Source organism: Citrobacter sp. RHBSTW-00859 (assembly GCF_013729795.1).
GTDB lineage: Bacteria > Pseudomonadota > Gammaproteobacteria > Enterobacterales > Enterobacteriaceae > Citrobacter > Citrobacter braakii.
On record NZ_CP056284.1, the window covers coordinates 666,701 to 688,795 of the forward strand.

23 protein-coding genes are annotated in these 22,095 nt (G+C 52.9%); 16 read left to right on the top strand and 7 right to left on the bottom strand.

The window, feature by feature from the left end:
• Window positions 1-25: 25 nt before the first annotated feature.
• The 3 genes from HV302_RS03325 (at window position 26) to sstT (ending at window position 3,751) form a co-directional block, all read left to right on the top strand.
• A complete protein-coding gene (locus HV302_RS03325; protein WP_016154610.1) occupies window positions 26-1,024 on the top strand; it encodes a Gfo/Idh/MocA family protein in 999 nt (332 codons plus the stop codon).
• A 271-nt stretch (window positions 1,025-1,295) separates the two neighbouring features.
• Window positions 1,296-2,264 carry a TerC family protein gene (locus tag HV302_RS03330; RefSeq protein ID WP_016154611.1) on the top strand — a complete coding sequence of 323 codons (969 nt, stop codon included), beginning with the start codon at window positions 1,296-1,298 and terminating at the stop codon, window positions 2,262-2,264.
• A gap of 242 nt (window positions 2,265-2,506) precedes the next feature.
• On the top strand, window positions 2,507-3,751 hold the full coding sequence (gene sstT / locus HV302_RS03335) for a serine/threonine transporter SstT (RefSeq protein WP_016154612.1): 1,245 nt from the start codon (window positions 2,507-2,509) through the stop codon (window positions 3,749-3,751).
• A 14-nt stretch (window positions 3,752-3,765) separates the two neighbouring features.
• Here the strand turns inward: sstT and HV302_RS03340 are convergent, their stop codons facing one another.
• From HV302_RS03340 to uxaC, 3 genes are all read right to left on the bottom strand, one after another.
• Entirely contained in the window at window positions 3,766-4,320 is a 555-nt protein-coding gene (locus HV302_RS03340; RefSeq protein WP_016154613.1) for a YgjV family protein, read from the bottom strand.
• A gap of 206 nt (window positions 4,321-4,526) precedes the next feature.
• On the bottom strand, window positions 4,527-6,014 hold the full coding sequence (locus tag HV302_RS03345) for a UxaA family hydrolase (RefSeq protein WP_131346940.1): 1,488 nt from the start codon (window positions 6,012-6,014) through the stop codon (window positions 4,527-4,529).
• Between the two features lie 15 nt (window positions 6,015-6,029).
• Window positions 6,030-7,442, bottom strand: coding sequence for a glucuronate isomerase (uxaC, locus tag HV302_RS03350; RefSeq protein ID WP_181626910.1), 1,413 nt, complete (start codon window positions 7,440-7,442; stop codon window positions 6,030-6,032).
• Window positions 7,443-7,914: 472 nt separating this feature from the next.
• On the opposite strand from uxaC, the gene HV302_RS03355 reads away from it, so the two are divergent.
• The 11 genes from HV302_RS03355 (at window position 7,915) to HV302_RS03405 (ending at window position 15,190) form a co-directional block, all read left to right on the top strand.
• Window positions 7,915-9,216, top strand: a complete 1,302-nt coding sequence (locus HV302_RS03355; protein WP_016154616.1) for an MFS transporter — start codon at window positions 7,915-7,917, stop codon at window positions 9,214-9,216.
• Window positions 9,217-9,350: 134 nt separating this feature from the next.
• A complete protein-coding gene (gene exuR, locus HV302_RS03360) occupies window positions 9,351-10,127 on the top strand; it encodes a transcriptional regulator ExuR (RefSeq protein ID WP_047499647.1) in 777 nt (258 codons plus the stop codon).
• Window positions 10,128-10,475: 348 nt separating this feature from the next.
• Window positions 10,476-11,138, top strand: coding sequence for a DedA family general envelope maintenance protein YqjA (gene yqjA / locus HV302_RS03365; protein ID WP_003024820.1), 663 nt, complete (start codon window positions 10,476-10,478; stop codon window positions 11,136-11,138).
• Between the two features lie 18 nt (window positions 11,139-11,156).
• Window positions 11,157-11,525: an EnvZ/OmpR regulon moderator MzrA gene (gene mzrA, locus HV302_RS03370; protein WP_029139667.1), complete on the top strand. Its 369-nt coding sequence runs from the start codon at window positions 11,157-11,159 to the stop codon at window positions 11,523-11,525.
• 147 nt (window positions 11,526-11,672) lie between these two features.
• The gene (locus tag HV302_RS03375) at window positions 11,673-12,041 is read left to right on the top strand and encodes a DUF1090 domain-containing protein (protein WP_016154619.1); all 369 of its coding nucleotides are present in this window, start codon (window positions 11,673-11,675) and stop codon (window positions 12,039-12,041) included.
• A 33-nt stretch (window positions 12,042-12,074) separates the two neighbouring features.
• Window positions 12,075-12,380 (top strand): DUF883 family protein, encoded by a 306-nt coding sequence (locus HV302_RS03380; protein WP_003024832.1) that lies wholly within the window; start codon window positions 12,075-12,077, stop codon window positions 12,378-12,380.
• 2 nt (window positions 12,381-12,382) lie between these two features.
• Window positions 12,383-12,778, top strand: a complete 396-nt coding sequence (locus tag HV302_RS03385; RefSeq protein ID WP_016157537.1) for a phage holin family protein — start codon at window positions 12,383-12,385, stop codon at window positions 12,776-12,778.
• Window positions 12,778-13,077, top strand: coding sequence for a YqjK-like family protein (locus tag HV302_RS03390; protein WP_003024845.1), 300 nt, complete (start codon window positions 12,778-12,780; stop codon window positions 13,075-13,077). Before HV302_RS03385 ends, HV302_RS03390 begins: the two co-directional genes overlap by 1 nt.
• A 171-nt stretch (window positions 13,078-13,248) precedes the next feature.
• The gene (locus HV302_RS03395) at window positions 13,249-13,641 is read left to right on the top strand and encodes a DoxX family protein (RefSeq protein ID WP_003024847.1); all 393 of its coding nucleotides are present in this window, start codon (window positions 13,249-13,251) and stop codon (window positions 13,639-13,641) included.
• A 72-nt stretch (window positions 13,642-13,713) separates the two neighbouring features.
• The gene (yqjG, locus tag HV302_RS03400) at window positions 13,714-14,700 is read left to right on the top strand and encodes a glutathionyl-hydroquinone reductase YqjG (RefSeq protein WP_016154622.1); all 987 of its coding nucleotides are present in this window, start codon (window positions 13,714-13,716) and stop codon (window positions 14,698-14,700) included.
• A gap of 124 nt (window positions 14,701-14,824) precedes the next feature.
• Window positions 14,825-15,190, top strand: a complete 366-nt coding sequence (locus tag HV302_RS03405; RefSeq protein ID WP_016154623.1) for a DUF805 domain-containing protein — start codon at window positions 14,825-14,827, stop codon at window positions 15,188-15,190.
• Window positions 15,191-15,254: 64 nt separating this feature from the next.
• On the opposite strand, the gene yhaJ is transcribed toward HV302_RS03405, so the two are convergent.
• Window positions 15,255-16,151, bottom strand: a complete 897-nt coding sequence (gene yhaJ / locus HV302_RS03410; protein ID WP_016154624.1) for a DNA-binding transcriptional regulator YhaJ — start codon at window positions 16,149-16,151, stop codon at window positions 15,255-15,257.
• Between the two features lie 104 nt (window positions 16,152-16,255).
• Between yhaJ and HV302_RS03415 the strand changes: the two genes are divergently transcribed.
• A complete protein-coding gene (locus HV302_RS03415) occupies window positions 16,256-16,957 on the top strand; it encodes a pirin family protein (protein WP_016157539.1) in 702 nt (233 codons plus the stop codon).
• A 26-nt stretch (window positions 16,958-16,983) separates the two neighbouring features.
• Window positions 16,984-17,133: a hypothetical protein gene (locus HV302_RS03420; RefSeq protein ID WP_016157540.1), complete on the top strand. Its 150-nt coding sequence runs from the start codon at window positions 16,984-16,986 to the stop codon at window positions 17,131-17,133.
• A gap of 53 nt (window positions 17,134-17,186) precedes the next feature.
• Here HV302_RS03420 and HV302_RS03425 read toward each other — a convergent pair whose 3' ends face one another.
• From HV302_RS03425 to tdcG, 3 genes are all read right to left on the bottom strand, one after another.
• A complete protein-coding gene (locus tag HV302_RS03425) occupies window positions 17,187-18,497 on the bottom strand; it encodes an L-cysteine desulfidase family protein (protein WP_016154627.1) in 1,311 nt (436 codons plus the stop codon).
• Window positions 18,498-18,521: 24 nt separating this feature from the next.
• On the bottom strand, window positions 18,522-19,853 hold the full coding sequence (locus tag HV302_RS03430; protein WP_016157542.1) for an amino acid permease: 1,332 nt from the start codon (window positions 19,851-19,853) through the stop codon (window positions 18,522-18,524).
• An 855-nt stretch (window positions 19,854-20,708) separates the two neighbouring features.
• Window positions 20,709-22,073, bottom strand: coding sequence for an L-serine ammonia-lyase (gene tdcG, locus HV302_RS03435; protein ID WP_047413964.1), 1,365 nt, complete (start codon window positions 22,071-22,073; stop codon window positions 20,709-20,711).
• Window positions 22,074-22,095: the final 22 nt, after the last annotated feature.

Here is a 22,095-nt window from a genome sequence, read left to right on the forward strand (position 1 = left end):
CCCTTTTCGCAGCCTGAAGGCCATTATGATACGTTTCGCAGTAATTGGCACAAACTGGATCACCCGCCAGTTTGTCGATGCCGCCCATGAAACCGGCAAATATAAGTTGACCGCGGTCTATTCCCGTAGCCTCGAGCAGGCGCAGACCTTCGCCAACGATTACCCCGTCGAGCATCTGTTTACCTCACTGGAAGCGATGGCGCAAAGCGAGGCGATCGACGCCGTCTACATCGCCAGTCCAAACTCCCTGCACTTCCCGCAGACCGAGCTGTTTTTGCGGCACAAAAAGCATGTTATTTGCGAAAAGCCGCTGGCCTCAAACCTGGCGCAAGCCGAAGCCGCTATCGCCTGCGCGCGCGAAAATCAGGTCGTGCTGTTTGAAGCGTTTAAGACCGCCAGCTTGCCTAACTTCCTGCTGTTGCAGCAATCTCTACCCAAAGTCGGAAGAATCAGGAAAGCGTTTATTAATTACTGCCAGTACTCCTCGCGTTACCAGCGCTATCTGGACGGTGAAAATCCGAACACGTTTAATCCGGCGTTCTCAAATGGCTCGATCATGGATATCGGTTTTTACTGCCTGGCCTCAGCGGTTGCGCTGTGGGGTGAACCGCAAAGCGTTCAGGCCAGCGCCAGTCTGCTGGAAAGCGGCGTAGATGCCCACGGCGTGGTGGTGATGAATTACGGTGATTTCAGCGTCACACTCCAGCACTCAAAAGTAAGCGACTCGGTGTTAGCCAGTGAAATTCAGGGCGAGCAGGGATCGCTGGTGATCGAGCATATCTCCGAGTGTCAGAAAGTGTGCTTCGTTCCTCGCGGGGGGAAAACCCAGGATCTGACGACGCCTCAGCACATCAATACTATGCTGTATGAGGCAGAGGCTTTTGCTCATTTGGTTGAATCCGGCGAAGTGGATCACCCCGCACTGGCCGTCAGCCGTATCACCGCCAAACTGCAAACAGAGATTCGCCGCCAGACCGGCGTGATTTTCCCGGCAGATGAAGCGGTAACATCGCTGACAGCGTAAAGGTATGTAAAACGAATGTTGCAGGCCATTGACTGAATGCATGGCCTGTAATATTTTGTAACCCGCAAAGGGGAGTAACTTCGTTGTCGGTTGATCGTCATTACGATGTGTGAAAAACCACATCCGGTCGCCGGGCGATAACAAAGGAATACGCCATCGTATTCCTTTGTTGTTGTAAGTGAGACCTTGCCGAATGGCAAGGTCTATGCATAAAAAGCAGCGGCTAACGTCATTCGGCGTTGGCCGTTTTTTTTATGCATGGGGAAATACAATGAATACTGTCGGCACACCGTTGTTATGGGGTGGCTTCGCTGTCGTGGTGGTAATTATGCTGGCCATCGACCTGCTGTTGCAGGGTCGTCGTGGCGCGCATACGATGTCGATGAAGCAGGCTGCGGCCTGGTCAATCGTTTGGGTAACGCTGTCGTTACTGTTTAACGCCGTCTTCTGGTGGTACCTGGCACAAACCCAGGGCCGCGCCGTTGCCGACCCACAGGCGCTGGCGTTCCTTACCGGCTATTTGATCGAAAAATCGCTGGCAGTAGATAACGTCTTTGTCTGGTTGATGCTGTTCAGCTACTTCTCCGTACCGCCTGCGTTGCAGCGTCGGGTACTGGTGTATGGCGTGCTGGGAGCCATTGTTCTGCGTACGATCATGATCTTCGCCGGCAGTTGGCTTATCACCCAATTTGAGTGGCTGTTGTACGTGTTCGGTGCATTCCTGCTGTTTACCGGCGTAAAAATGGCGCTGGCGAAAGAAGATGCTTCCGGTATTGGCGACAGACCGTTAGTACGCTGGCTGCGCGGTCATTTGCGCATGACCGATACCATCGAAGATGAAAAATTCTTCGTGCGTAAAAACGGCCTGCTGTTTGTTACGCCGCTGATGCTGGTGTTGATTCTGGTTGAGCTGAGCGACGTCATTTTCGCCGTCGACAGTATTCCGGCTATCTTTGCCGTCACTACCGACCCGTTCATCGTGTTGACCTCAAACCTGTTTGCTATTTTGGGTCTGCGCGCAATGTACTTCCTGCTGGCGGGCGTGGCGGAGCGTTTCTCCATGCTGAAGTACGGTTTGTCGGTCATTCTGGTGTTTATCGGTATTAAGATGCTGATCGTCGATTTCTACCATATCCCGATCGCTATCTCGTTAGGCGTGGTATTTGGCATTCTGTTTGTGACGCTGATTGTGAACGCCTGGGTCAACCACCAGCACGATAAAAAGCAGCAAATACAGTAAGTTTCATCTGCTAGCTGAAAAGCCCGACAGCACACTGCGTGCGTCGGGCTTTTTGTTTATCATGTCAAAATAATGTTAACTCAAAGTTATAAAATATGATCTCAACGCGAAATCCAGGATATTTCGCTTCCAGAACCCTGTTCTTTCCTTATACTCAGCCATGCAAACATTTGCCTCATCCTGAAAGATGCGTCTACAGAACGCACAAAGGCAGGGCAACAACACAATGAAAGGATTACTACATGACTACGCAACGTTCATCGGGGCTATTCTCGCGCTTGGCGCAAGGGAGCCTGGTTAAACAAATTTTGATCGGTTTGGTTCTGGGGATTTTACTGGCACTGGTGTCAAAACCTGCGGCAGAAGCCGTTGGTTTACTGGGTACTCTGTTCGTCGGCGCGTTAAAAGCCGTCGCACCAATTCTGGTTCTGATGCTGGTAATGGCTTCTATCGCCAACCACCAGCACGGGCAAAAAACCAATATCCGCCCAATTCTGTTCCTCTACCTGCTCGGAACATTTTCCGCAGCGTTAGCGGCCGTTGTCTTCAGCTTCGCCTTCCCATCGACACTGCATCTTTCCAGCAGCGCCAGCGATATCGTACCGCCGTCCGGCATTATCGAAGTGATGCGTGGTCTGCTAATGAGCATGGTTTCTAACCCAATTGATGCACTGCTTAACGCCAACTACATCGGCATCCTGGTTTGGGCCGTCGGTCTGGGCTTTGCGCTGCGTCACGGTAATGAAACGACCAAAAATCTGGTCAACGATATGTCCAACGCTGTTACCTTTATGGTGAAGCTGGTGATTCGTTTCGCGCCGATCGGTATCTTCGGCCTGGTCTCCTCCACGCTGGCAACCACCGGTTTCGCCACGCTTTGGGGCTACGCACATCTGCTGACCGTGCTGGTAGGCTGTATGCTGCTGGTAGCGTTGGTGGTCAACCCGCTGCTGGTATTCTGGAAAATTCGCCGCAACCCATATCCGTTAGTGCTGGCCTGTCTGCGTGAAAGCGGCGTGTACGCCTTCTTTACCCGCAGCTCCGCGGCAAACATTCCGGTGAATATGGCGCTGTGTGAGAAGCTGAACCTGGATCGTGATACCTATTCGGTGTCTATCCCGCTGGGAGCTACCATCAATATGGCTGGCGCGGCGATCACCATTACCGTGTTGACGCTGGCGGCGGTAAATACGTTGGGTATTCCGGTCGATTTACCGACGGCGCTGTTACTGAGCGTGGTTGCTTCGCTGTGCGCCTGCGGCGCATCGGGCGTGGCGGGGGGTTCTCTGCTGCTGATCCCACTGGCATGTAATATGTTCGGTATCCCGAATGACATCGCCATGCAGGTCGTTGCCGTTGGCTTTATCATCGGCGTATTGCAGGATTCCTGTGAAACGGCGCTGAACTCTTCTACAGACGTCCTGTTTACCGCTGCGGCCTGCCAGGCTGAAGACGAACGTCTGGCAAATAACGCCCTGCGCGGCTAATCTCTGCCCCTCCGTCACCGGACGGAGGGGTTCTCTTCTTGTACGCTTTTTTCAATTTTGAATGGATCAATTCCGCGTTTTTGCATCCGCCGGAAGCGAATAATGTTCAGGCCGTTCATCACCAGAAAACTACCTTCGATCATCGTCCCACCAATCGATCCCAACCAGAAATTATGGATAACCCAACAGGCGGTTGCGCACCACATTACGCAGCGCACGGTCAGCCCCTGGCAGCGAAACAGCGCCCAAGTGCTGGCCAGCGTGCCAATAATCGGCAACAGCTCCATCGCATGCTGTAATTTCGCCAGCCCGAGAACCAGGGTGAGGATAATAAAAACGGTCATTACCCATAGTTTGCGGGTATGCATCGAGACGAGTGTGCGGATGGTGTTTAGCTCTGCACTCATTCCCGCAGGCCAGGCGCCCATCAGAAAAAAATGCACGCCAATGGTGGCGCTGTAGACGGCGAGTTGCAGCCGGAACCGGCGCTCATCTCGATTGAAAAAGGTGGTAATGCCGATCAAAAAGGCGATGACACCTACGCCCTGGGCCAGCCAATACGCGGTCATGGGAGATCCTTGTGAGGAAACGCAAAAACAAACGGCGCCCCATATTATGAAACGCCGTTTTTAAAATCCACTCCATTTCGATTACCCAATAGATTTCGTGCTACCGCAAGGCGGTAAGTTCAGACATCCCCGGGAGCTTACTGGAGTAAGTGACCGGGGTGAATGGACGCAGCCAACGCGGCTGTCACGCGAAAGATGAAGGGTAATTACAATGTTACGCCGCTTTTAAAGATAGCCAGTTCCCGGAAATCGTTGCGCTCGTTGCAAGTTTGCTTGCCATTGGCGAACTCAACGATCGTATCGACAAACTCGCTCAGCAGCTGAGGCATCGCTTTACCGTGGATCAGCTGTCCGGCGTCAAAATCGATCCAGTGTTTTTTCTTGGCCGCCAGCTCGCTGTTGGTCGCAATTTTCACCGTCGGCACAAAACCGCCGTACGGCGTACCGCGGCCGGTGCTGAACAGCACCATATGACAGCCCGCGCCCGCGAGGGCACTGGTAGCAACCGCATCGTTACCCGGCGCGCTCAGTAAGTTCAGGCCGTGTGTCTTCAGGCGTTCGCCGTAGCGCAGTACATCCACCACCTGGCTGGAGCCCGCTTTTTGCGTGCAACCCAGAGATTTATCTTCCAGCGTGGTGATCCCGCCCGCTTTGTTGCCCGGCGATGGATTCTCGTAAATCGGCTGGTCGTGAGCAATGAAGTACTGCTTAAAGTCATTGACCATGGTCACCAGCTTGCCGAAGGTTTCTTCGTCACGGCAGTGGTCCATCAGCAGCTGCTCGGCACCGAACATTTCCGGTACTTCAGTCAGCACGGTGGTGCCGCCGTTGGCAATCACGTAGTCGGAAAAACGCCCCAGCATCGGGTTGGCGGTAATACCGGACAGGCCGTCAGAGCCGCCGCATTCCAGACCAAACTTCAGCTCGCCCAGCTTACCCGGCTCACGCTTATCGTTACGCATCACGTTGTACAACTGATGGAGATGTTCAATCCCCGCTTCCACTTCGTCTTCCTGATGTTGGCAGACCATAAAGTGAACACGCTCAGGATCGTACTCGCCTAAAGTTTCGCGGAAGGCATCAACCTGGTTGTTTTCACAGCCCAGGCCGACCACCAGCACCGCACCCGCATTCGGGTGGCGCACCATATTTTGCAGCATGGTACGGGTGTTGATGTGGTCGTCACCCAGCTGTGAACAGCCGTAGGTGTGACTGAAAAGATGCACGCCGTCGATACCCTCGGCGTCGTTGGTCTCTTTCAGAAAGCGGTTCTGCATCTGACGCGCCATAGCGTTGACGCAGCCGACCGTCGGCAGGATCCACAGTTCGTTGCGCACGCCGACCTCGCCGTTGGCGCGACGATAGATCTGTACATCGCGATCGGCGGGTTGAACAAGCTCTGCCTGAAAATCAGGGTGGTAGCTATACGTGTCCAGGTCGCTCAGATTCGTGCGCGTGTTGTGAGCATGAATATGCTCACCCGCCGCCACGTCCACCAACGTATGACCGATTGGCAAACCGTATTTAATGACGTTTTCGCCTTGCGCAATATCGCATAAAGCGAATTTATGGCCACGAGAAACCACTTGGCGCAGGATTACCGCTTGCCCATCAACGGTGACTTCGGTTCCTTCAGCCAAATCAGCGAGCGCTACCGCGACGTTATCCAGCGTATGGATCTTGATGTATTGCATACCTTCACCCAGGCCTTAGTTCAGTTCAATGGCGAAATAATCACGCGCATTGTTGAAGCAAATATTTCTGACCATTTCACCCAACAGCTGGATATCTGCCGGCGCTTCACCTGCAGCAACCCAACGGCCAATCACCTGGCACAGGATGCGACGGAAGTATTCATGGCGCGTGTATGACAGGAAGCTACGGCTATCGGTCAGCATGCCGACGAAACGGCTCAGCAGACCGAGCTGGGCCAGTTGCGTCATCTGACGTTCCATACCGTCTTTCTGATCGTTGAACCACCAGCCGGAACCGAACTGCATCTTGCCCGGCATACCTTCGCCCTGGAAGTTGCCGATCATGGTGCCCAGCACTTCGTTATCGCGCGGGTTCAGGCAGTAGAGAATGGTTTTCGGCAGCAGGTTCTGTTCGTTCTGCTTGCTCAGCAGTTTGGACAGCTCTTCGGCCATCGGGCGATCGTTGATGGAGTCGAAGCCGACATCCGCACCCAACAGTTTGAACTGACGCAGGTTGTTATTACGCAGCGCGCCGATATGGTACTGCTGTACCCATTCACGACGCGCGTATTCCGCACCGAGGAACACCAGCACCGCGGTTTTAAACTGGGCAACTTCATGCTCGCTCAGCGTTTCACCCGCCAGGCGGCGTGACAGAATGCTATCCAGTTCAGATTCGTTAGATTCAGCAAACAGCACCACGTCCAGCGCGTGGTCAGAGACTTTACAGCCGTGAGCCGCAAAGTGATCCAGACGTTTGGTCAGCGCAGCTTGCAGGTCGCTGAAGCGGCGGATATCCGTGTCAGACACCTCACCGAGCTTCGCCATATAGTCATTAAAGGTCGCCTGCTCAATGTTAAAGGCTTTATCCGGACGCCAGCTCGGCAGCACTTTCACATCAAAGCTTGCGTCTTTAGCAACGGCCGCGTGATGCTCAAGAGAGTCGATCGGGTCATCGGTAGTACCGACCATTTTCACATTCATCTGCTGCATGATGCCGCGCGCGGAGAATTTGTCCTGCGCCAGCAGTTCATTGCACTGGTTCCAGATTTCGTCAGCCGTTGCCGGAGACAACAGCTTACCTGTAATACCAAACGGGCGACGTAATTCGAGGTGGGTCCAATGGTACAGCGGGTTACCGATTGTGTGCGGAACCGTGGCGGCCCAGGCGTCAAACTTCTCGCGATCGGACGCATCGCCGGTACACAGGAGCTCAGCGACGCCGTTAGTACGCATCGCACGCCACTTGTAGTGGTCACCCTTCAGCCAGATGTCATACAGGTTATTAAAACGGTAGTTTTCCGCGATTTGTTGCGGTGGCAAATGGCAGTGGTAGTCGAAGATTGGCTGGTCTTTGGCGTAATCATGATACAGACGGCGGGCAAATTCGGTGTCCAACAGGAAATCTTCAGTCATAAACGGGGTCATTATCGTCTTCCTCTCAGCGAGTGCGTCAGATTGCTTATGTTTTGATGTTGACAAAGTTATCACACCAATTTCCATACACTGAAGATATTTTCGTGAGTTAGATCAACAAATGGCGACAAAAAAATTACTCTCAAAGAGGTAAACCGCGCGCCAAGCCGCACCAGTACTGGCTTTGCTGAATCGAAATAATGACCACACGAAGATTCACACTTTTGTGATGGCACTCACCTTTTAAAGCTGTATGACAAGTTATCTTTTTGCCGTCGCGATACATAAGCCGACGGAATGCAAATTACCGATGTATCACCATCGGATTAACCGGTACGGAAACCGAATTAGCACAAATATTGACATGGCAGAGTTCGGGGAGTACCGGCTTTTTTTCGGTTACCCCCTCGTAAAAGAACATCCTCCTCCCTGAACTGGAAGATGACCGCTCGTTCGCGGACATAACAAAACGATGAGGTTTTACATGCGTAAAATTAAAGGGTTACGTTGGTACATGATCGCACTGGTGACGCTTGGCACCGTGCTGGGTTATCTGACACGTAACACTGTGGCGGCAGCTGCGCCAACTCTGATGGAAGAGTTACACATCTCCACCCAACAGTATTCCTATATCATCGCAGCGTATTCTGCTGCTTACACCGTAATGCAACCTGTTGCCGGCTACGTGCTCGATGTGCTCGGCACAAAAATTGGTTACGCGATGTTCGCCGTTCTGTGGGCCGTCTTCTGTGGCGCGACCGCACTTGCTGGCAGCTGGGGTGGACTGGCGCTGGCGCGAGGCGCAGTCGGTGCCGCTGAAGCTGCGATGATCCCTGCGGGTCTGAAAGCCAGTTCTGAATGGTTCCCGGCAAAAGAACGTTCAATCGCCGTGGGTTACTTTAACGTCGGTTCCTCTATCGGCGCGATGATTGCTCCGCCGCTGGTCGTCTGGGCTATCGTCATGCACAGCTGGCAGATGGCATTCATTATTTCCGGTGCCCTGAGCTTTATCTGGGCCATGTGCTGGTTGGTATTTTACAAACACCCACGCGACCAGAAAAAACTGTCTGATGAAGAACGTGATTACATTCTGAATGGTCAGGAATCACAGCATAAAAACAGCACCGCCAAGAAAATGTCTCTCGGTCAGATCCTGCGTAACCGCCAGTTCTGGGGCATCGCGCTGCCGCGTTTCCTGGCAGAGCCGGCCTGGGGTACCTTCAACGCCTGGATCCCGCTGTTCATGTTTAAAGTCTACGGCTTTAACCTGAAAGAGATTGCGATGTTTGCCTGGATGCCGATGCTGTTTGCTGACCTGGGCTGTATCGTAGGGGGGTACTTACCGCCGCTGTTCCAGCGCTGGTTCGGCGTTAACCTGATCGTTTCCCGTAAAATGGTCGTCACCATGGGCGCATTGCTGATGATTGGCCCAGGGATGATCGGTCTGTTCACCAGCCCGTACATTGCTATCGCCCTGCTGTGCGTCGGCGGCTTTGCTCACCAGGCGCTGTCCGGTGCGCTGATCACGCTCTCTTCTGACGTATTTGGTCGTAATGAAGTGGCAACCGCGAACGGTCTGACCGGTATGTCCGCATGGCTTGCAAGTACGCTGTTTGCGCTGGTCGTTGGCGCGCTGGCTGACACCATCGGCTTCAGCCCGCTGTTCGCCGTACTGGCGGTATTCGACCTGCTCGGCGCGTTAGTCATCTGGACGGTATTGCAGAACAAATCGGCCAGCGAGGTAGAGTCAGCTTCGCAAACTGGCGATCCCGCTGCGCAAAGTTAACCAGACACGATTTAACAAGGTTATGTAATGCTAAGCCGCCAGTCATCTGGCGGCTTTTTTATCGCCGCGAGTGGAGCCGTAATCGCAAAAGTGGTATAACAAATAGAGTCTGCCGTATCATGCCTGGAGCGCATATGGAAATCACCGAACCACGACGTTTGTACCAACAACTTGCCGCTGATCTGAAAGAACGCATTGAGCAGGGTGTCTACCTGGTGGGTGACAAACTCCCCGCCGAGCGCTTTATCGCCGATGAAAAAAATGTCAGCCGCACCGTGGTTCGTGAAGCGATTATCATGCTCGAGGTTGAGGGCTACGTTGAAGTGCGTAAAGGATCGGGGATCCACGTCATTTCAAACCAACCCAAACACTATGTCGCACCAGATGAAAGTCTGGAGTTCGCCAGCTACGGTCCGTTTGAGCTGCTCCAGGCTCGCCAGCTCATAGAAAGCAACATTGCTGAGTTTGCCGCCACCCAGGTGACCAAACAGGACATCATGAAACTGATGGAAATTCAGGAGAAGTCGCGTAACGAAAAAAGCTTTCGTGACTCCGAGTGGGATCTCCTGTTCCATGTGCAGGTCGCGCTGGCAACACAGAACTCTGCCCTGGCCGCGATTGTTGAAAAAATGTGGACTCAGCGTATTCACAACCCCTACTGGAAGAAGCTGCACGACCACATCGACCTGCGCACGATAGATAACTGGTGCGACGACCATGACCAGATCCTGCGGGCGCTGATTCGCAAAGATCCACACGCCGCCAAACTGGCGATGTGGCAGCATCTTGAGAACACAAAGCAGATGCTGTTTAACGAAACCAGCGATGATTTTGAATTCAACGCAGACCGTTATCTTTTTACCGATAATCCCGTCATTCATCTCGATACGGCAGCTAACGGCGCAAAATAAACAATCTTAACGATGCAGGCGCGACAAAGCGCCTGTTTCTGACGCTTGGTAAGCATTAGGTATAAAGTGTCAGCCTGTGTAAATCCTCTCGCCTCCCTCCATTGCGATAAGCAAAATCACAGTGCAACACCCGTAATTTCTATAACGGACTACGTTGACCTTTGTTACAATTAGTTGTTATTTGAATTTTTGTGTTTGAGAGCTTGCTTACTTCACAACTTTACAGGGAATAGTTCAGGCCGTGAATTTGTGTCAGACCGCGATCCATGTAAAAAACACCAATAAAATTGCGGCGTTACAAACTCCAGAATACCGGCATGACGACAACCGATTCTCCAGGAATATTGAATGGAACTACTGACTCAATTACTGAATGCTTTATGGGCTCAGGATTTTGAAACGCTGGCCAATCCCTCCATGATTGGCATGCTCTATTTCGTACTGTTTACCATTTTGTTTCTGGAAAATGGACTGCTGCCAGCAGCCTTTTTACCTGGCGACAGTCTACTGGTACTGGTCGGCGTACTTATCGCTAAAGGCGCGATGGGTTTTCCGCAAACGGTACTGCTGCTCACCACCGCGGCCAGCCTGGGTTGCTGGCTCAGCTATATCCAGGGGAGATGGCTGGGAAATACCCGCACCGTTCAAAACTGGCTGTCTCATCTACCCGCGCACTACCATCAGCGCGCACATCATCTGTTCCATAAGCATGGCTTGTCTGCCCTGTTGGTCGGTCGCTTTATCGCGTTTGTCAGAACATTACTGCCGACCATCGCAGGATTGTCCGGTCTGAACAATGCGCGCTTTCAGTTCTTTAACTGGATGAGCGGACTGCTTTGGGTTCTGATTCTCACAACGCTTGGCTATCTGCTGGGCAAAACGCCAGTGTTTCTCAAATATGAAGATCAGCTGATGTCTTGTCTGATGCTGCTTCCCGTGGTGTTACTGGTGTTTGGTCTGGCAGGTTCCCTGGTTGTGCTTTGGAAAAAGAAATACGGGAACCGAGGGTAAATTATGCTGAAATCATGCATAACACTCCGACGACTGGCCTGGACGACTACTTTTATGCTGTTTATCGGCGCGCTGCTCCTGACTTGGTCGGTCATCCGCCAGCAGGAGTCAACGCTTGCCATTCGTGCTGTAAACCAGGGAGCCACCATGCCTGATGGCTTCTCTATCTGGCATCACCTGGACGCCAACGGCATTCGCTTTAAAAGCATTACTCCGCAAAATGACGCGCTGCTGATCACCTTTGATTCCAGCGCGCAAAGCGCAGCCGCAAAGGTCGTGCTGGACCGAACGTTACCGCACGGTTTCGTTATTGCTCAGCAGGATGATGATAATCAGGCGGTACAGTGGTTATCCCGCTTACGTGATACCCCGCACCGTTTTGGTTAATCTCCAGGAATCTGAATTAGATCACTCACTTTGGTGATTTCATCATTTAGCGCCTATGATTAATAAACTGGGTTTATGACCCATTGCTTTATTATTCTGGAGCATCGGCCAAAGCCACAAGGTCGAATCACAATGGAAGGTTCAAGAATGAAATACCGCATCGCTTTAGCAATTAGTCTTTTCGCTCTCAGTGCCGGCAGTTACGCCTCCACCCTCTGTCAGGAAAAAGAACAGGATATTCAGCGGGAGATAAGCTATGCCGAAAAGCACAACAATCAAAACCGCATCAATGGTCTGAACAAAGCGCTGAGCGAAGTTCGGGCAAATTGTACTGACAGCAAACTGCGCGCCGACCATCAGAAAAAAATCGCCGAGCAGAAAAATGAGATAGCCGAGCGTCAACGTGATTTGGCCGAGGCGAAGCAAAAAGGCGATGCGGATAAGATAGCCAAGCGCGAACATAAGCTTGCTGAAGCTCAGCAAGAGCTGAAAGAACTGGAGACACGCGATTACTAAGTACGGTAACTAGCCACTCAACTGGAGAAAACTATGTCGAAAGATAATGCTACGGAAAACCTGCGCGCTGAGCTGAAATCTCTTGCGGATACGCTTGAAGAAGTACTTAGCTCCTCTGGCGATAAGTCGAAGGAAGAGATGAGTAAAATTCGCAGCAAAGCCGAACATGCGTTACGCGAGAGCCGCCATCGTCTGAGCGAAACCAGCGATGTGATTGCCAAACAGACCCGTGAGGCCGCGGCAAAAGCCGATAACTACGTACGCGAAAACCCATGGACAGGCGTCGGCATTGGCGCTGCAGTCGGTGTGGTACTTGGTGTACTGCTGTCGCGCCGTTAATAATGGCAGACTCTCAACACGCACAAGGTCCAGGCAAAGGCGTACTGGGTATTGGACAGCGGATCCTGACGATTCTCGTTGAGATCGTAGAGACGCGGCTGCGGCTGGCCGTCGTTGAGCTGGAAGAGGAAAAAGCCAATCTCATCCAGATCCTGCTGATGCTTGGGCTGACCATGCTGTTCGCGGCGTTTGGTCTGATGAGCCTGATGGTGCTTATCATCTGGGCCATAGACCCGCAGTATCGCCTGAACGCCATGATTGCCACCACCGTTGTGCTGTTGCTTTTAGCGCTTATCGGCGGGCTATGGACGCTGAGTAAAGCGCGTAAAACAACGCTGCTACGCCATACGCGCAATGAACTCGCTAACGACAGGCAGGCCCTGGAGGATGATGCATAATGAGCAGTAAAGTCGAACGTCAACAACGTAAGGCGCAACTGCTTGGACAGATCCAGCAGCAAAGGCTGGATCTGTCTGCCACTCGCCGCGACTGGCTTGAAGCCACCGAAGTTTACGATCGTGGCTGGAAGACGCTGCTGAACCTGCGTGGCTGGGTGTTGGTCGGAAGCAGTATTATGGCGGTTCGCACCATTCGTAACCCGAATCTGCTGGTACGCTGGGCTAAACGCGGCTTTAGCGTGTGGAGCATCTGGCGTCTGGTTAAATCGACCATCAGACAACAGCAACTGCGCGGCTAATCACCTCTCCCCCTAACCTCAAATTTTTTGAAAATTTCTGACAGTTTTCCTTGCTAACAATTGTCATTAGCCGCGTTTATGATTCTCTCCATCGACAGCAACGACGCACTCTGCGACGTCGTTGCACAAAAAAACACAATAAGCCGCCTGAGTGGTTTCCTGGAGAGTATGATGAAGAAATTAGAAGATGTTGGTGTACTGGTAGCGCGCATTCTGATGCCAATCCTGTTTATTACCGCAGGTTGGGGAAAAATCACCGGATATGCGGGTACCCAACAGTACATGGAAGCCATGGGCGTCCCAGGATTTATGTTACCGCTGGTTATCCTGCTTGAGTTTGGCGGCGGTCTGGCCATCCTGTTTGGTTTCCTGACCCGTACTACTGCGCTGTTCACCGCGGGCTTCACGCTGCTGACGGCGTTCCTCTTCCACAGCAACTTTGCGGAAGGTGTGAACTCTCTGATGTTTATGAAAAACCTGACCATCGCAGGCGGCTTCCTGCTGCTGGCTATCACCGGTCCGGGCGCATTCAGCATCGACCGTGTACTGAATAAAAAATGGTAAGCGAGCTATACTAAACGCATCAAAAAGCGAGGAGACATCTCCTCGCTTTTGCTATCTGAGGAGGCGAAAATCATGGGACAACTCATTGACGGCGTATGGCATGACACCTGGTATGACACCAAATCAACCGGGGGAAAATTTCAACGCTCTGCATCAGCTTTCCGTAACTGGCTCACCGCGGATGGCGCACCGGGTCCAACGGGCGAAGGGGGTTTCGCCGCCGAAAAAGACCGCTATCATCTCTACGTTTCTCTGGCCTGTCCGTGGGCGCATCGCACACTGATCTTGCGTAAACTCAAAGGGCTGGAACCGTTTATTTCCGTTTCCGTTGTGCATCCGCTGATGCTGGAAAACGGCTGGACCTTTGACGATAACTTCCCGGCGGCAACCGGCGATACCCTGTATCAGCACGAATTTCTTTATCAACTCTATTTACACGCCGATCCGCACTACAGCGGTCGGGTGACCGTTCCGGTGCTGTGGGACAAAAAGAACCACACCATTGTCAGCAACGAATCTGCAGATATCATCCGTATGTTTAACACTGCGTTTGATGCGCTGGGCGCGAAAGCCGGGGATTACTATCCACCCGCTCTGCAAACTAAAATCGACGAGCTCAACGGCTGGATTTATGACAACGTCAATAACGGCGTGTATAAAGCCGGATTTGCCACCAGTCAGGAAGCCTACGACGACGCCGTAGAAAAAGTCTTTCAATCTCTGGCGCGGCTGGAGCAGATCCTTGGGCAACATCGCTACCTGACCGGGGACCAGTTAACAGAGGCCGATATTCGCCTGTGGACCACGCTGGTGCGCTTTGATCCTGTGTATGTGACGCACTTCAAGTGCGACAAACACCGGATTAGCGACTATCTGAACCTGTACGGTTTCCTGCGCGATATCTACCAGATGCCAGGCATTGCGGAGACCGTTAATTTCGATCACATCCGCAATCACTACTTCCGTAGCCACAAAACCATTAACCCGACCGGCATTATTTCTGTCGGACCGTGGCAGGACCTCAACGAACCCCACGGGCGTGATGACCGTTTTGCCTGATTTACACGGGTCCCCTTTGGGGGCCAAATAATTAATACAGCAAATATTTACCAGTATTCCATTCACGGCTATTCTTAATTTGATTGCTTTAAAAACAAGTAATTGAATACAGAACGAGGCAAAAATGGATTGGTATTTAAACGTATTAAAGAACTACTTTGGTTTTGGGGGCCGCGCGCGTCGTAAAGAATACTGGATGTTTGTGCTGGTCAACATCATCTTTACGTTCGTGCTGGGCATTCTGGACAGAATGCTTGGCTGGGAACGCGCCGGAGGGGAAGGCATATTAACGACGATTTATGGGGTTCTGGTCTTTATCCCGTGGTGGGCGGTGCAGTTCCGGCGTTTACATGACACCGACCGCTCGGCCTGGTGGCTACTGGTGCTGCTGATCCCGATCGTAGGCTGGTTGGTAATCATCATTTTCAACTGTCAAAACGGGACTCAGGGGAGCAACCGCTTCGGCGCTGACCCTAAACAACTGTCCTGATGTAATACACCATCTTGTCGGCCGGATAAGGTGCATTTGCACCGCATCCGGCGTAACAGCCCTGCTATTTACCCGCAAACAGCTTGGGAATTTCCCGCAAACACCAGGATTTCGCTTCGCCCATGCTGTCTCGACGCCAGGCCATAATAATATCAATTTCGCTTGTCGATTCCGGGCTAACCACACGCAACCGACCCGCCGCAATGTCCTCTTCCACCAGCGGATATGGCATCGTCGCCACGCCAAGGCCGGCCAACAGCGCCTGGCGTTTATCTTCTATCGAACTCACCGTCAGACGCGGCTGTTTATCCAGCAGTTGAACCGTCAGCACCGGGCGTTCGCGGGCCGTGTCCGCCACCGCGATTCCTCGGTACTTCACGCGGGTGACTTCCGACAACGGTTCCGGCTCCTGATGAATTGGATGATCCGGGGCCGCCACATATACGTTCATCAACGAGTACAGCTTGCGCGAGTTGATTTCCGAAGATGAGCGAAAATGCATATCCGGCGCAATCACGATATCCGCCCGCCCCTGCTCCAGACGCTCCCACGCCCCGGCCAGAACTTCGGTAATAACGGAAAGCTGGGTATTGGCCTTCCCGGCAAGTCTGTCGATCAGCGGGAAAAACGCCGCCGTCGGCACCAGCGCTTCGGTGACGATGGTCAGATGCGTTTCCCAACCGCGAGCCAGCGCTTCGGCATCGGTGGTCAGCTTATCCGCAGCTTCCAACAGTACACGCCCACGTTCCAGCAGCATACGCCCGACGTTGGTGAATTTTGTGCGATGACCTGAACGGTCGAACAGCACGACGTCCAGCTCTTCCTCCAGCTTCTGCATGGTATAGCTGAGCGCGGAAGGAACGCGCCCCAGTTCGTCCGCCGCGGCGGCAAAGCTGCCACGCCGGTCTATTGCGTCCATGACGCGTAACGCCTCAAGCGTTAAAGCCCTTTCTTTGGCCATCTCGTTCTCATTCAGGAAATTTGAACATACCGGGCAGAATATCTGGCTAACAATGCAGCGTCTAGCCATTTAACATAAAAGGAAGTAAAGAGAGGTCAAGAACTATGATTACTACCCGTACAGCCAAACAATGCGGGCAAGCAGACTACGGCTGGCTGCAGGCCCGTTATACCTTCTCCTTTGGACACTATTTTGATCCTAAACTGCTGGGTTATGCCTCGCTGCGTGTTCTGAACCAGGAAGTTCTGGCACCGGGAGCCTCTTTCCAGCCACGTACCTATCCGAAGGTAGATATCGTCAATCTGATCCTCGAAGGGGAAGCGGAGTATCGCGACAGTGAAGGTAACCATATCCAGGCCAAGGCAGGAGAAGTTTTACTGCTCGCCACACAGCCGGGAATTAGCTACAGCGAACACAATATCAGCAAAGATAAACCGTTAACCCGAATGCAGCTCTGGCTGGATGCCTGCCCGCAGCGCGAAAACGCCTGCGTACAGAAAGCCACGCTGAGTGCCGGTAAGCATCAGTTGCTCGCCTCGCCGGATGGTGAACAAGGCAGCCTGCATCTGCGTCAACAGGTATGGGTGCACCACGTTGAACTGCAACAAGGTGAATCGCTGAGTTTTCAGTTACATGGGCCGCGGGCTTACTTACAGTCGATCCACGGCAGATTCCATGCGGTGACATCTGGCGCCGAAAAGGAAGCGCTCACCTGCGGCGATGGCGCATTTATTCGTGACGAAACTAACATAACGTTAGTCGCCGATACCGCGCTGCGCGCTTTGCTGATAGATTTGCCCGTATAGTCAGGGAAAACAATGGAGTACGACTATTGAGCAAGAAATCATCAAAAAAACGCCAGCCGCAGGTTGAGCCGAAAAAACAGGATACTGTGACCTTCGGCTATGAAGAAATGCTGACAGAGCTGGAAGCGATTGTGGCGGATGCCGAGCTACGGCTGGAAGACGAAGAAGCCGCCTGAAAAGGCGGCTTAGAGTTATGCCGGGGGCGATTCCGCCTTACCCGGCCTGCAGATTAATGTGCCTTACTGGCCATGATCTCAATGATCTGCTTGTCGGTTTCCTGCATCGAGCGACACGCCAGCGCACACAGGTTCGTGATAGATTGCTCCACGTTGTGCGCCACAATCCCTTCATTGCCGGTCACAGCGGTATCATCCAGCGCCATCAGCACCGCTTTCCACGCCGCAGATGCGCTGGTTGAAACTTTCATCGCGCAGCTGTTTGAGGCGCCATCGCAAATCATTCCGCTCACGTCGCCAATCATGCTGCTGATTGCCATCGCGATGGTGTTGTAGCGACCATCAACAATCCACGCCATCCCCGCCGCGGCGCCCATCGCCGCCGTGGTTGCCGCACACAGTGCAGACAAACGCGGAAGCTGATGATGGATGTAGATAGCGCTCAGGTGAGACAACATCAGCGCACGCGCCAGTTTCTCTTCATCCGCACCAAAGTGCTCAGCCACCACCATTACCGGAACGGTCGCGGTAATCCCCTGATTACCGGAGCCCGAGTTGCTCATTGCCGGAAGCGTCGCCCCGCCCATTCGCGCATCCGATGCCGCACTGGTGCGGATCAGAATAGAGGTGGAGAGATCGTTCGCCAGCAGGCCACGCGCGCACTGCTTCTCAAGCGTGGTTCCGATGTGCAAGCCCCAGTTACCGCGCAGCCCTTCCTGGGACAGCGCACCGTTCAGTTTCGCCGCATCGAGAATAAAGCGGATTGACTCAAACGGTACCGCGTTCACGAACGCCAGAATCTCTTCCAGCGACGTGTGGGACAATACCGCCAGCGGTGACTCTTGCTCCTCTTCCTGAGCGTTCTGTTCTGTCGTGAACACCACGCCCTTATTGGTCTCAATGTGCACAATGTTGGTATGACCACCAACAATCGTCACGCACGCCCATCCCTCAGCGCTATAAACCTTCGCACGGGAGAAGAGAATGTCCTCGCATGGCTCCTGCAGCATCACCGCGACCTTCCCGGCGGTAAGCATCGCTTTCGCATCGGCAATCGCTTGAGGCGAGGCGTCTTTCAGTACCTCTAAACCGGCGTGGGCATTTCCCCCCAGCGCACCCAGTGCCGCCGCGACAGGCAGCCCAACCATTCCGGTACCCGGCACGGTAACGCCCATGCCGTTTTTCATCAGGTTCGGTGAGACCCACGCATCAATGCGTTCAACCGCGCCGTCCAGCTCAGAGGAGGCGACCGCTGCCGCCAGAGCCAGAGAGATAGGTTCCGTGCAGCCCAGCGCAGGCTTAACTTCTTCCTGCACCGCGCGGATAAAACTATCCCATAATGGATTCAATGTAGTCTCAAACATAACAACAACCTTTGCTCAGATATCTCAGGAAAATGCCAGGAACGGAGAAACGCACAGCAGCAGGCCCGTGACAATAATCAGATACAGGGAAGCGCCTTTGTATTTGTGCAGTGCAGGAACTTTGTAGACCAACCAGGCCGGGATCAGACATCCCACCATGCCGAAGATAGGGCTACAAATAGAAGTGAAGCTCAGTACCGGCGCATTGAGCACAATGGCTCCCCACGCCAGCAGGATAGCGAAAACCATAATGCCGCGCTGAACCAGGGTCTCATTGATTTTCTCGGCTGGCATTTTGCGGCGCAGCACGTTCATCACGATCCCTTGAGTGGCTTCACGGAACCCTAAGTAAACGCCGAAGAAAGCGGTCATTACGGCAAAGATGTTCAGAATAACGCTGACGATTTTCACCCAGCCAGCACCCGCGCCGCTGATAAACTGCGCGGCAATCGCCAGAGCGGAAATGTTCTGCTCATAAGCTTTAACCGCTTCGTCATGGCCCATCGCCAGCGTGAAGGAAACGGCGTAGAAAAAGACGGTCACAAACAGAATACCGAACGCAATATTCATGGCTCGCAGGGCTTTATGGCGTGCCACTTCAATGGATTTATTGCGAGAACGATAGGAGATAACCATCGGGCTTAAGGTCTGAATAAACAGAATCGAGGTCAGGGTAAACGGCAGCGTGATAATCGCGTTTTTGATCAGCAGCGCCATCGGCGGCAGTGAACCTACGTTATATAAATGCCACATCCCAACCATCGACACGCCAAGCGCCGCCACCACCAGCAGCTTGGTCAGTACCATACCGGTGGAGATTTTAAACAGCAGTTTTTCCCCGCGGGACGAGATAGCCACCAGGATGCAAATCAGCACCAGGCCATAGAACGGGCTGTCGGACAGTAAACCTTCAGTAACGCCAAAAGTATGCAGGTAGGAGGCGCTATCGTTGGTGATGGCGGTGGAATAGACGAACATCCAGATAACCAGCATCACAAAATACAACGCACCTAACAGGATGCCCCAGTTCTTACCCAGATAGCCGCTGATCACGCTCGGGTAGTCTTTACACTCTGGGGACTCAGCCAGCGTATTAATAAACAGACGCTGGAACAGATACATGGCTGGGTAGCCGATGATAGAGGAGAGCAAAAACACCCACAGCCCCATCAAACCCACCTGGACGGGAAGAAAAACAATCCCCGCACCAATTGCCATACCGATACTCATAATGACCCAGCCGGTGTCCATGCTGTCGAATTTAATGGCTTCGCGCCATTCACTTTCGGTCATTCCCGCCCGACGTGCCGGAGCAGATGCATCGAGTATTACGCTGTTATTCGTTGCCGTTTCCATAATTTTCCGCTCAATGTGTAGGTAGAGGTTTTTATATTTTTTTCGTACTGCCTCAATGCGATACGCAGTACTACGGTGCAGGTGAGCTATTGGAGTAATGAGGAAATCATACGCGCAGGATCAGAGAAAAACTTCACAAACAAACCCCTGTAATTTCTAAAAGTTAAGAAATATTTTCTCTTTTATTTCCATATAAAGAATTTAATTTCTATATTTGAAGCAGATCACAACAAAAAAGGCGCACTAACATGTAATGCCAGTCAGTTAAGCATTATGGAGAACATGTGATTTCTGCTCAGGGTTCCGTTCACCTCAGTGGTATCACTTTTCTGAAGCGCAGATACCCGTGAACGTGCACGGTGCACTGACTTCCAGTTAACTCTGTTTTGCTGTTCAGATAAAAAACGCAGGTGGTCAGGTGTGGGCTGGTCCGGCTGAAAATTGCCGACGTGTTTCCGTAAGGCCGGGAGAACCCGCAGGGATGCGGGTTCAGGGCGCGTTTTGCAGGGAGGCTACCTCGCGCCCGGCCCGGTAGCCTGGAGGAATAAACGGAGGGGACCGCGGAGCGGCAATTTTCCCGCCGGGAGCCGGGATTGTTAAGGGTACGGCGATAGTACCCTTAACACGTTCACAGCTCGTATTGTCTCAGAGAAGTGATATCACTAAGGTGAACGTAACAATACGCCGGAGGCAACAGATTCATTACCTCCGTATGTGCCACTTTCCATTATCGCTACGGCCACTCATCCTCGTTAACTGACAAGCATTACGCACTAACGTGCACCTTTTTTATCATGCCATATTGATTAATTTATTGCTGGATAGCGCTGCGCTGACCAGGCACGTCTTTTCACATCAGGTACAAACCACTTTAATTGCCAACCCACCGCGTGAGGTTTCACGGTATTTGTCGTTCATATCTTTGCCCGTTTCATACATGGTCTCGATCACTTTATCGAGCGAAACGCGTGGTTCTGACGTTCGACGTAGCGCCATGCGCGCGGCGTTGACGGCTTTTACTGCGTTGATCGCATTACGTTCAATGCACGGTATTTGCACCTGTCCGGCTACCGGATCGCAGGTCAGCCCCAGGTTATGCTCCATGGCGATTTCCGCTGCAATGCAGACCTGAGACGGGCTACCGCCCAGCAGTTCCGTCAGCCCGGCAGCCGCCATTGAACAGGCTACGCCAATCTCACCCTGGCAGCCCACCTCAGCACCAGAAATAGAGGCGTTCATCTTATACAGCGCGCCTATCGCCCCCGCGGCCAGCAAATAGCGGGCAATGGAGTTCGCATTCACCGGACGGCGGAACTTGTCGTAATAGGCCAATACGGCGGGAATAATCCCACATGCACCGTTGGTCGGCGCCGTCACAACCCGGCACCCGGCGGCGTTTTCTTCGCTCACGGCCAGCGCGAACATGTTGATCCAGTCAATAACGTTCATCGGGTCGCTGGACAGATTATCGCTGGAAACCAGCAACCGGCGTAATGCCACGGCGCGACGCGGAACGTTAAGCGGCCCCGGCAGGACGCCTTCGGTGTTCATGCCGCGCTCAATCCCGGCGTGCATGACGTCCCAAATGGCGGCAAAGCCAGCATCGATTTCCTCTTTGCTGCGCATCGCCAGCTCGTTTTGCATCATCAAGCCGGAAACAGACAGCCCATTGCGCTCGCACAGTTTCAGCAGTTCGCTGGCGGAATGAAAATTGTAGGGCACGTGTGCTTCAACATCATGCACCTGCCCAAATTGCTCCTCTTCAATGATAAAACCACCGCCGACGGAGTAATAGGTTTTGCTTAATAGCCTCTCGGTGCCGTTCCACGCGGTGATACGCATGCCATTTTCATGGCGTGGCAGGGTTTCGGTATGAAAAAGAATATTTTCATCTGGAGAGAAATCGACAACATGCGCGCCCTCAGCAACCGGCAAACGTCCGGTACGGGCCACTTCCTGAGTAAAACCAGCGATTGAGTCTATATTAACGTTTTGCGGACTGTTACCGGCCAGCCCCATCATGATCGCGACATCTGTCGCATGACCTTTCCCGGTCAGGGAAAGCGATCCGTAAAGATCGACCACAATATGCGTGGTTCTGGGGAGTTCTCCGCTGCTGACCAACAGATCGATAAAGCTTTTACCTGCGTTCATTGGCCCCACGGTATGGGAGCTGGAAGGTCCAATGCCAATCTTGAAAATATCGAATGCGCTAATCATATCCACACCCTCGGATTGCCGT

Excerpts from the sequence above, each read along its gene's own strand:
- HV302_RS03345 (WP_131346940.1), bottom strand. The coding sequence starts at position 6,014 with ATGCAATACATCAAGATCCATACGCTGGATAACGTCGCGGTAGCGCTC.
- HV302_RS03330 (WP_016154611.1), top strand. The coding sequence starts at position 1,296 with ATGAATACTGTCGGCACACCGTTGTTATGGGGTGGCTTCGCTGTCGTG.
- HV302_RS03415 (WP_016157539.1), top strand. The coding sequence starts at position 16,256 with ATGATTACTACCCGTACAGCCAAACAATGCGGGCAAGCAGACTACGGC.
- yqjA (WP_003024820.1), top strand. The coding sequence starts at position 10,476 with ATGGAACTACTGACTCAATTACTGAATGCTTTATGGGCTCAGGATTTT.
- HV302_RS03385 (WP_016157537.1), top strand. The coding sequence starts at position 12,383 with ATGGCAGACTCTCAACACGCACAAGGTCCAGGCAAAGGCGTACTGGGT.
- uxaC (WP_181626910.1), bottom strand. The coding sequence starts at position 7,442 with ATGACCCCGTTTATGACTGAAGATTTCCTGTTGGACACCGAATTTGCC.
- HV302_RS03395 (WP_003024847.1), top strand. The coding sequence starts at position 13,249 with ATGAAGAAATTAGAAGATGTTGGTGTACTGGTAGCGCGCATTCTGATG.
- yqjG (WP_016154622.1), top strand. The coding sequence starts at position 13,714 with ATGGGACAACTCATTGACGGCGTATGGCATGACACCTGGTATGACACC.
- HV302_RS03425 (WP_016154627.1), bottom strand. The coding sequence starts at position 18,497 with ATGTTTGAGACTACATTGAATCCATTATGGGATAGTTTTATCCGCGCG.
- HV302_RS03380 (WP_003024832.1), top strand. The coding sequence starts at position 12,075 with ATGTCGAAAGATAATGCTACGGAAAACCTGCGCGCTGAGCTGAAATCT.
- HV302_RS03405 (WP_016154623.1), top strand. The coding sequence starts at position 14,825 with ATGGATTGGTATTTAAACGTATTAAAGAACTACTTTGGTTTTGGGGGC.
- tdcG (WP_047413964.1), bottom strand. The coding sequence starts at position 22,073 with ATGATTAGCGCATTCGATATTTTCAAGATTGGCATTGGACCTTCCAGC.
- HV302_RS03375 (WP_016154619.1), top strand. The coding sequence starts at position 11,673 with ATGAAATACCGCATCGCTTTAGCAATTAGTCTTTTCGCTCTCAGTGCC.
- exuR (WP_047499647.1), top strand. The coding sequence starts at position 9,351 with ATGGAAATCACCGAACCACGACGTTTGTACCAACAACTTGCCGCTGAT.
- HV302_RS03355 (WP_016154616.1), top strand. The coding sequence starts at position 7,915 with ATGCGTAAAATTAAAGGGTTACGTTGGTACATGATCGCACTGGTGACG.
- sstT (WP_016154612.1), top strand. The coding sequence starts at position 2,507 with ATGACTACGCAACGTTCATCGGGGCTATTCTCGCGCTTGGCGCAAGGG.
- HV302_RS03340 (WP_016154613.1), bottom strand. The coding sequence starts at position 4,320 with ATGACCGCGTATTGGCTGGCCCAGGGCGTAGGTGTCATCGCCTTTTTG.
- HV302_RS03325 (WP_016154610.1), top strand. The coding sequence starts at position 26 with ATGATACGTTTCGCAGTAATTGGCACAAACTGGATCACCCGCCAGTTT.
- yhaJ (WP_016154624.1), bottom strand. The coding sequence starts at position 16,151 with ATGGCCAAAGAAAGGGCTTTAACGCTTGAGGCGTTACGCGTCATGGAC.
- HV302_RS03390 (WP_003024845.1), top strand. The coding sequence starts at position 12,778 with ATGAGCAGTAAAGTCGAACGTCAACAACGTAAGGCGCAACTGCTTGGA.
- HV302_RS03430 (WP_016157542.1), bottom strand. The coding sequence starts at position 19,853 with ATGGAAACGGCAACGAATAACAGCGTAATACTCGATGCATCTGCTCCG.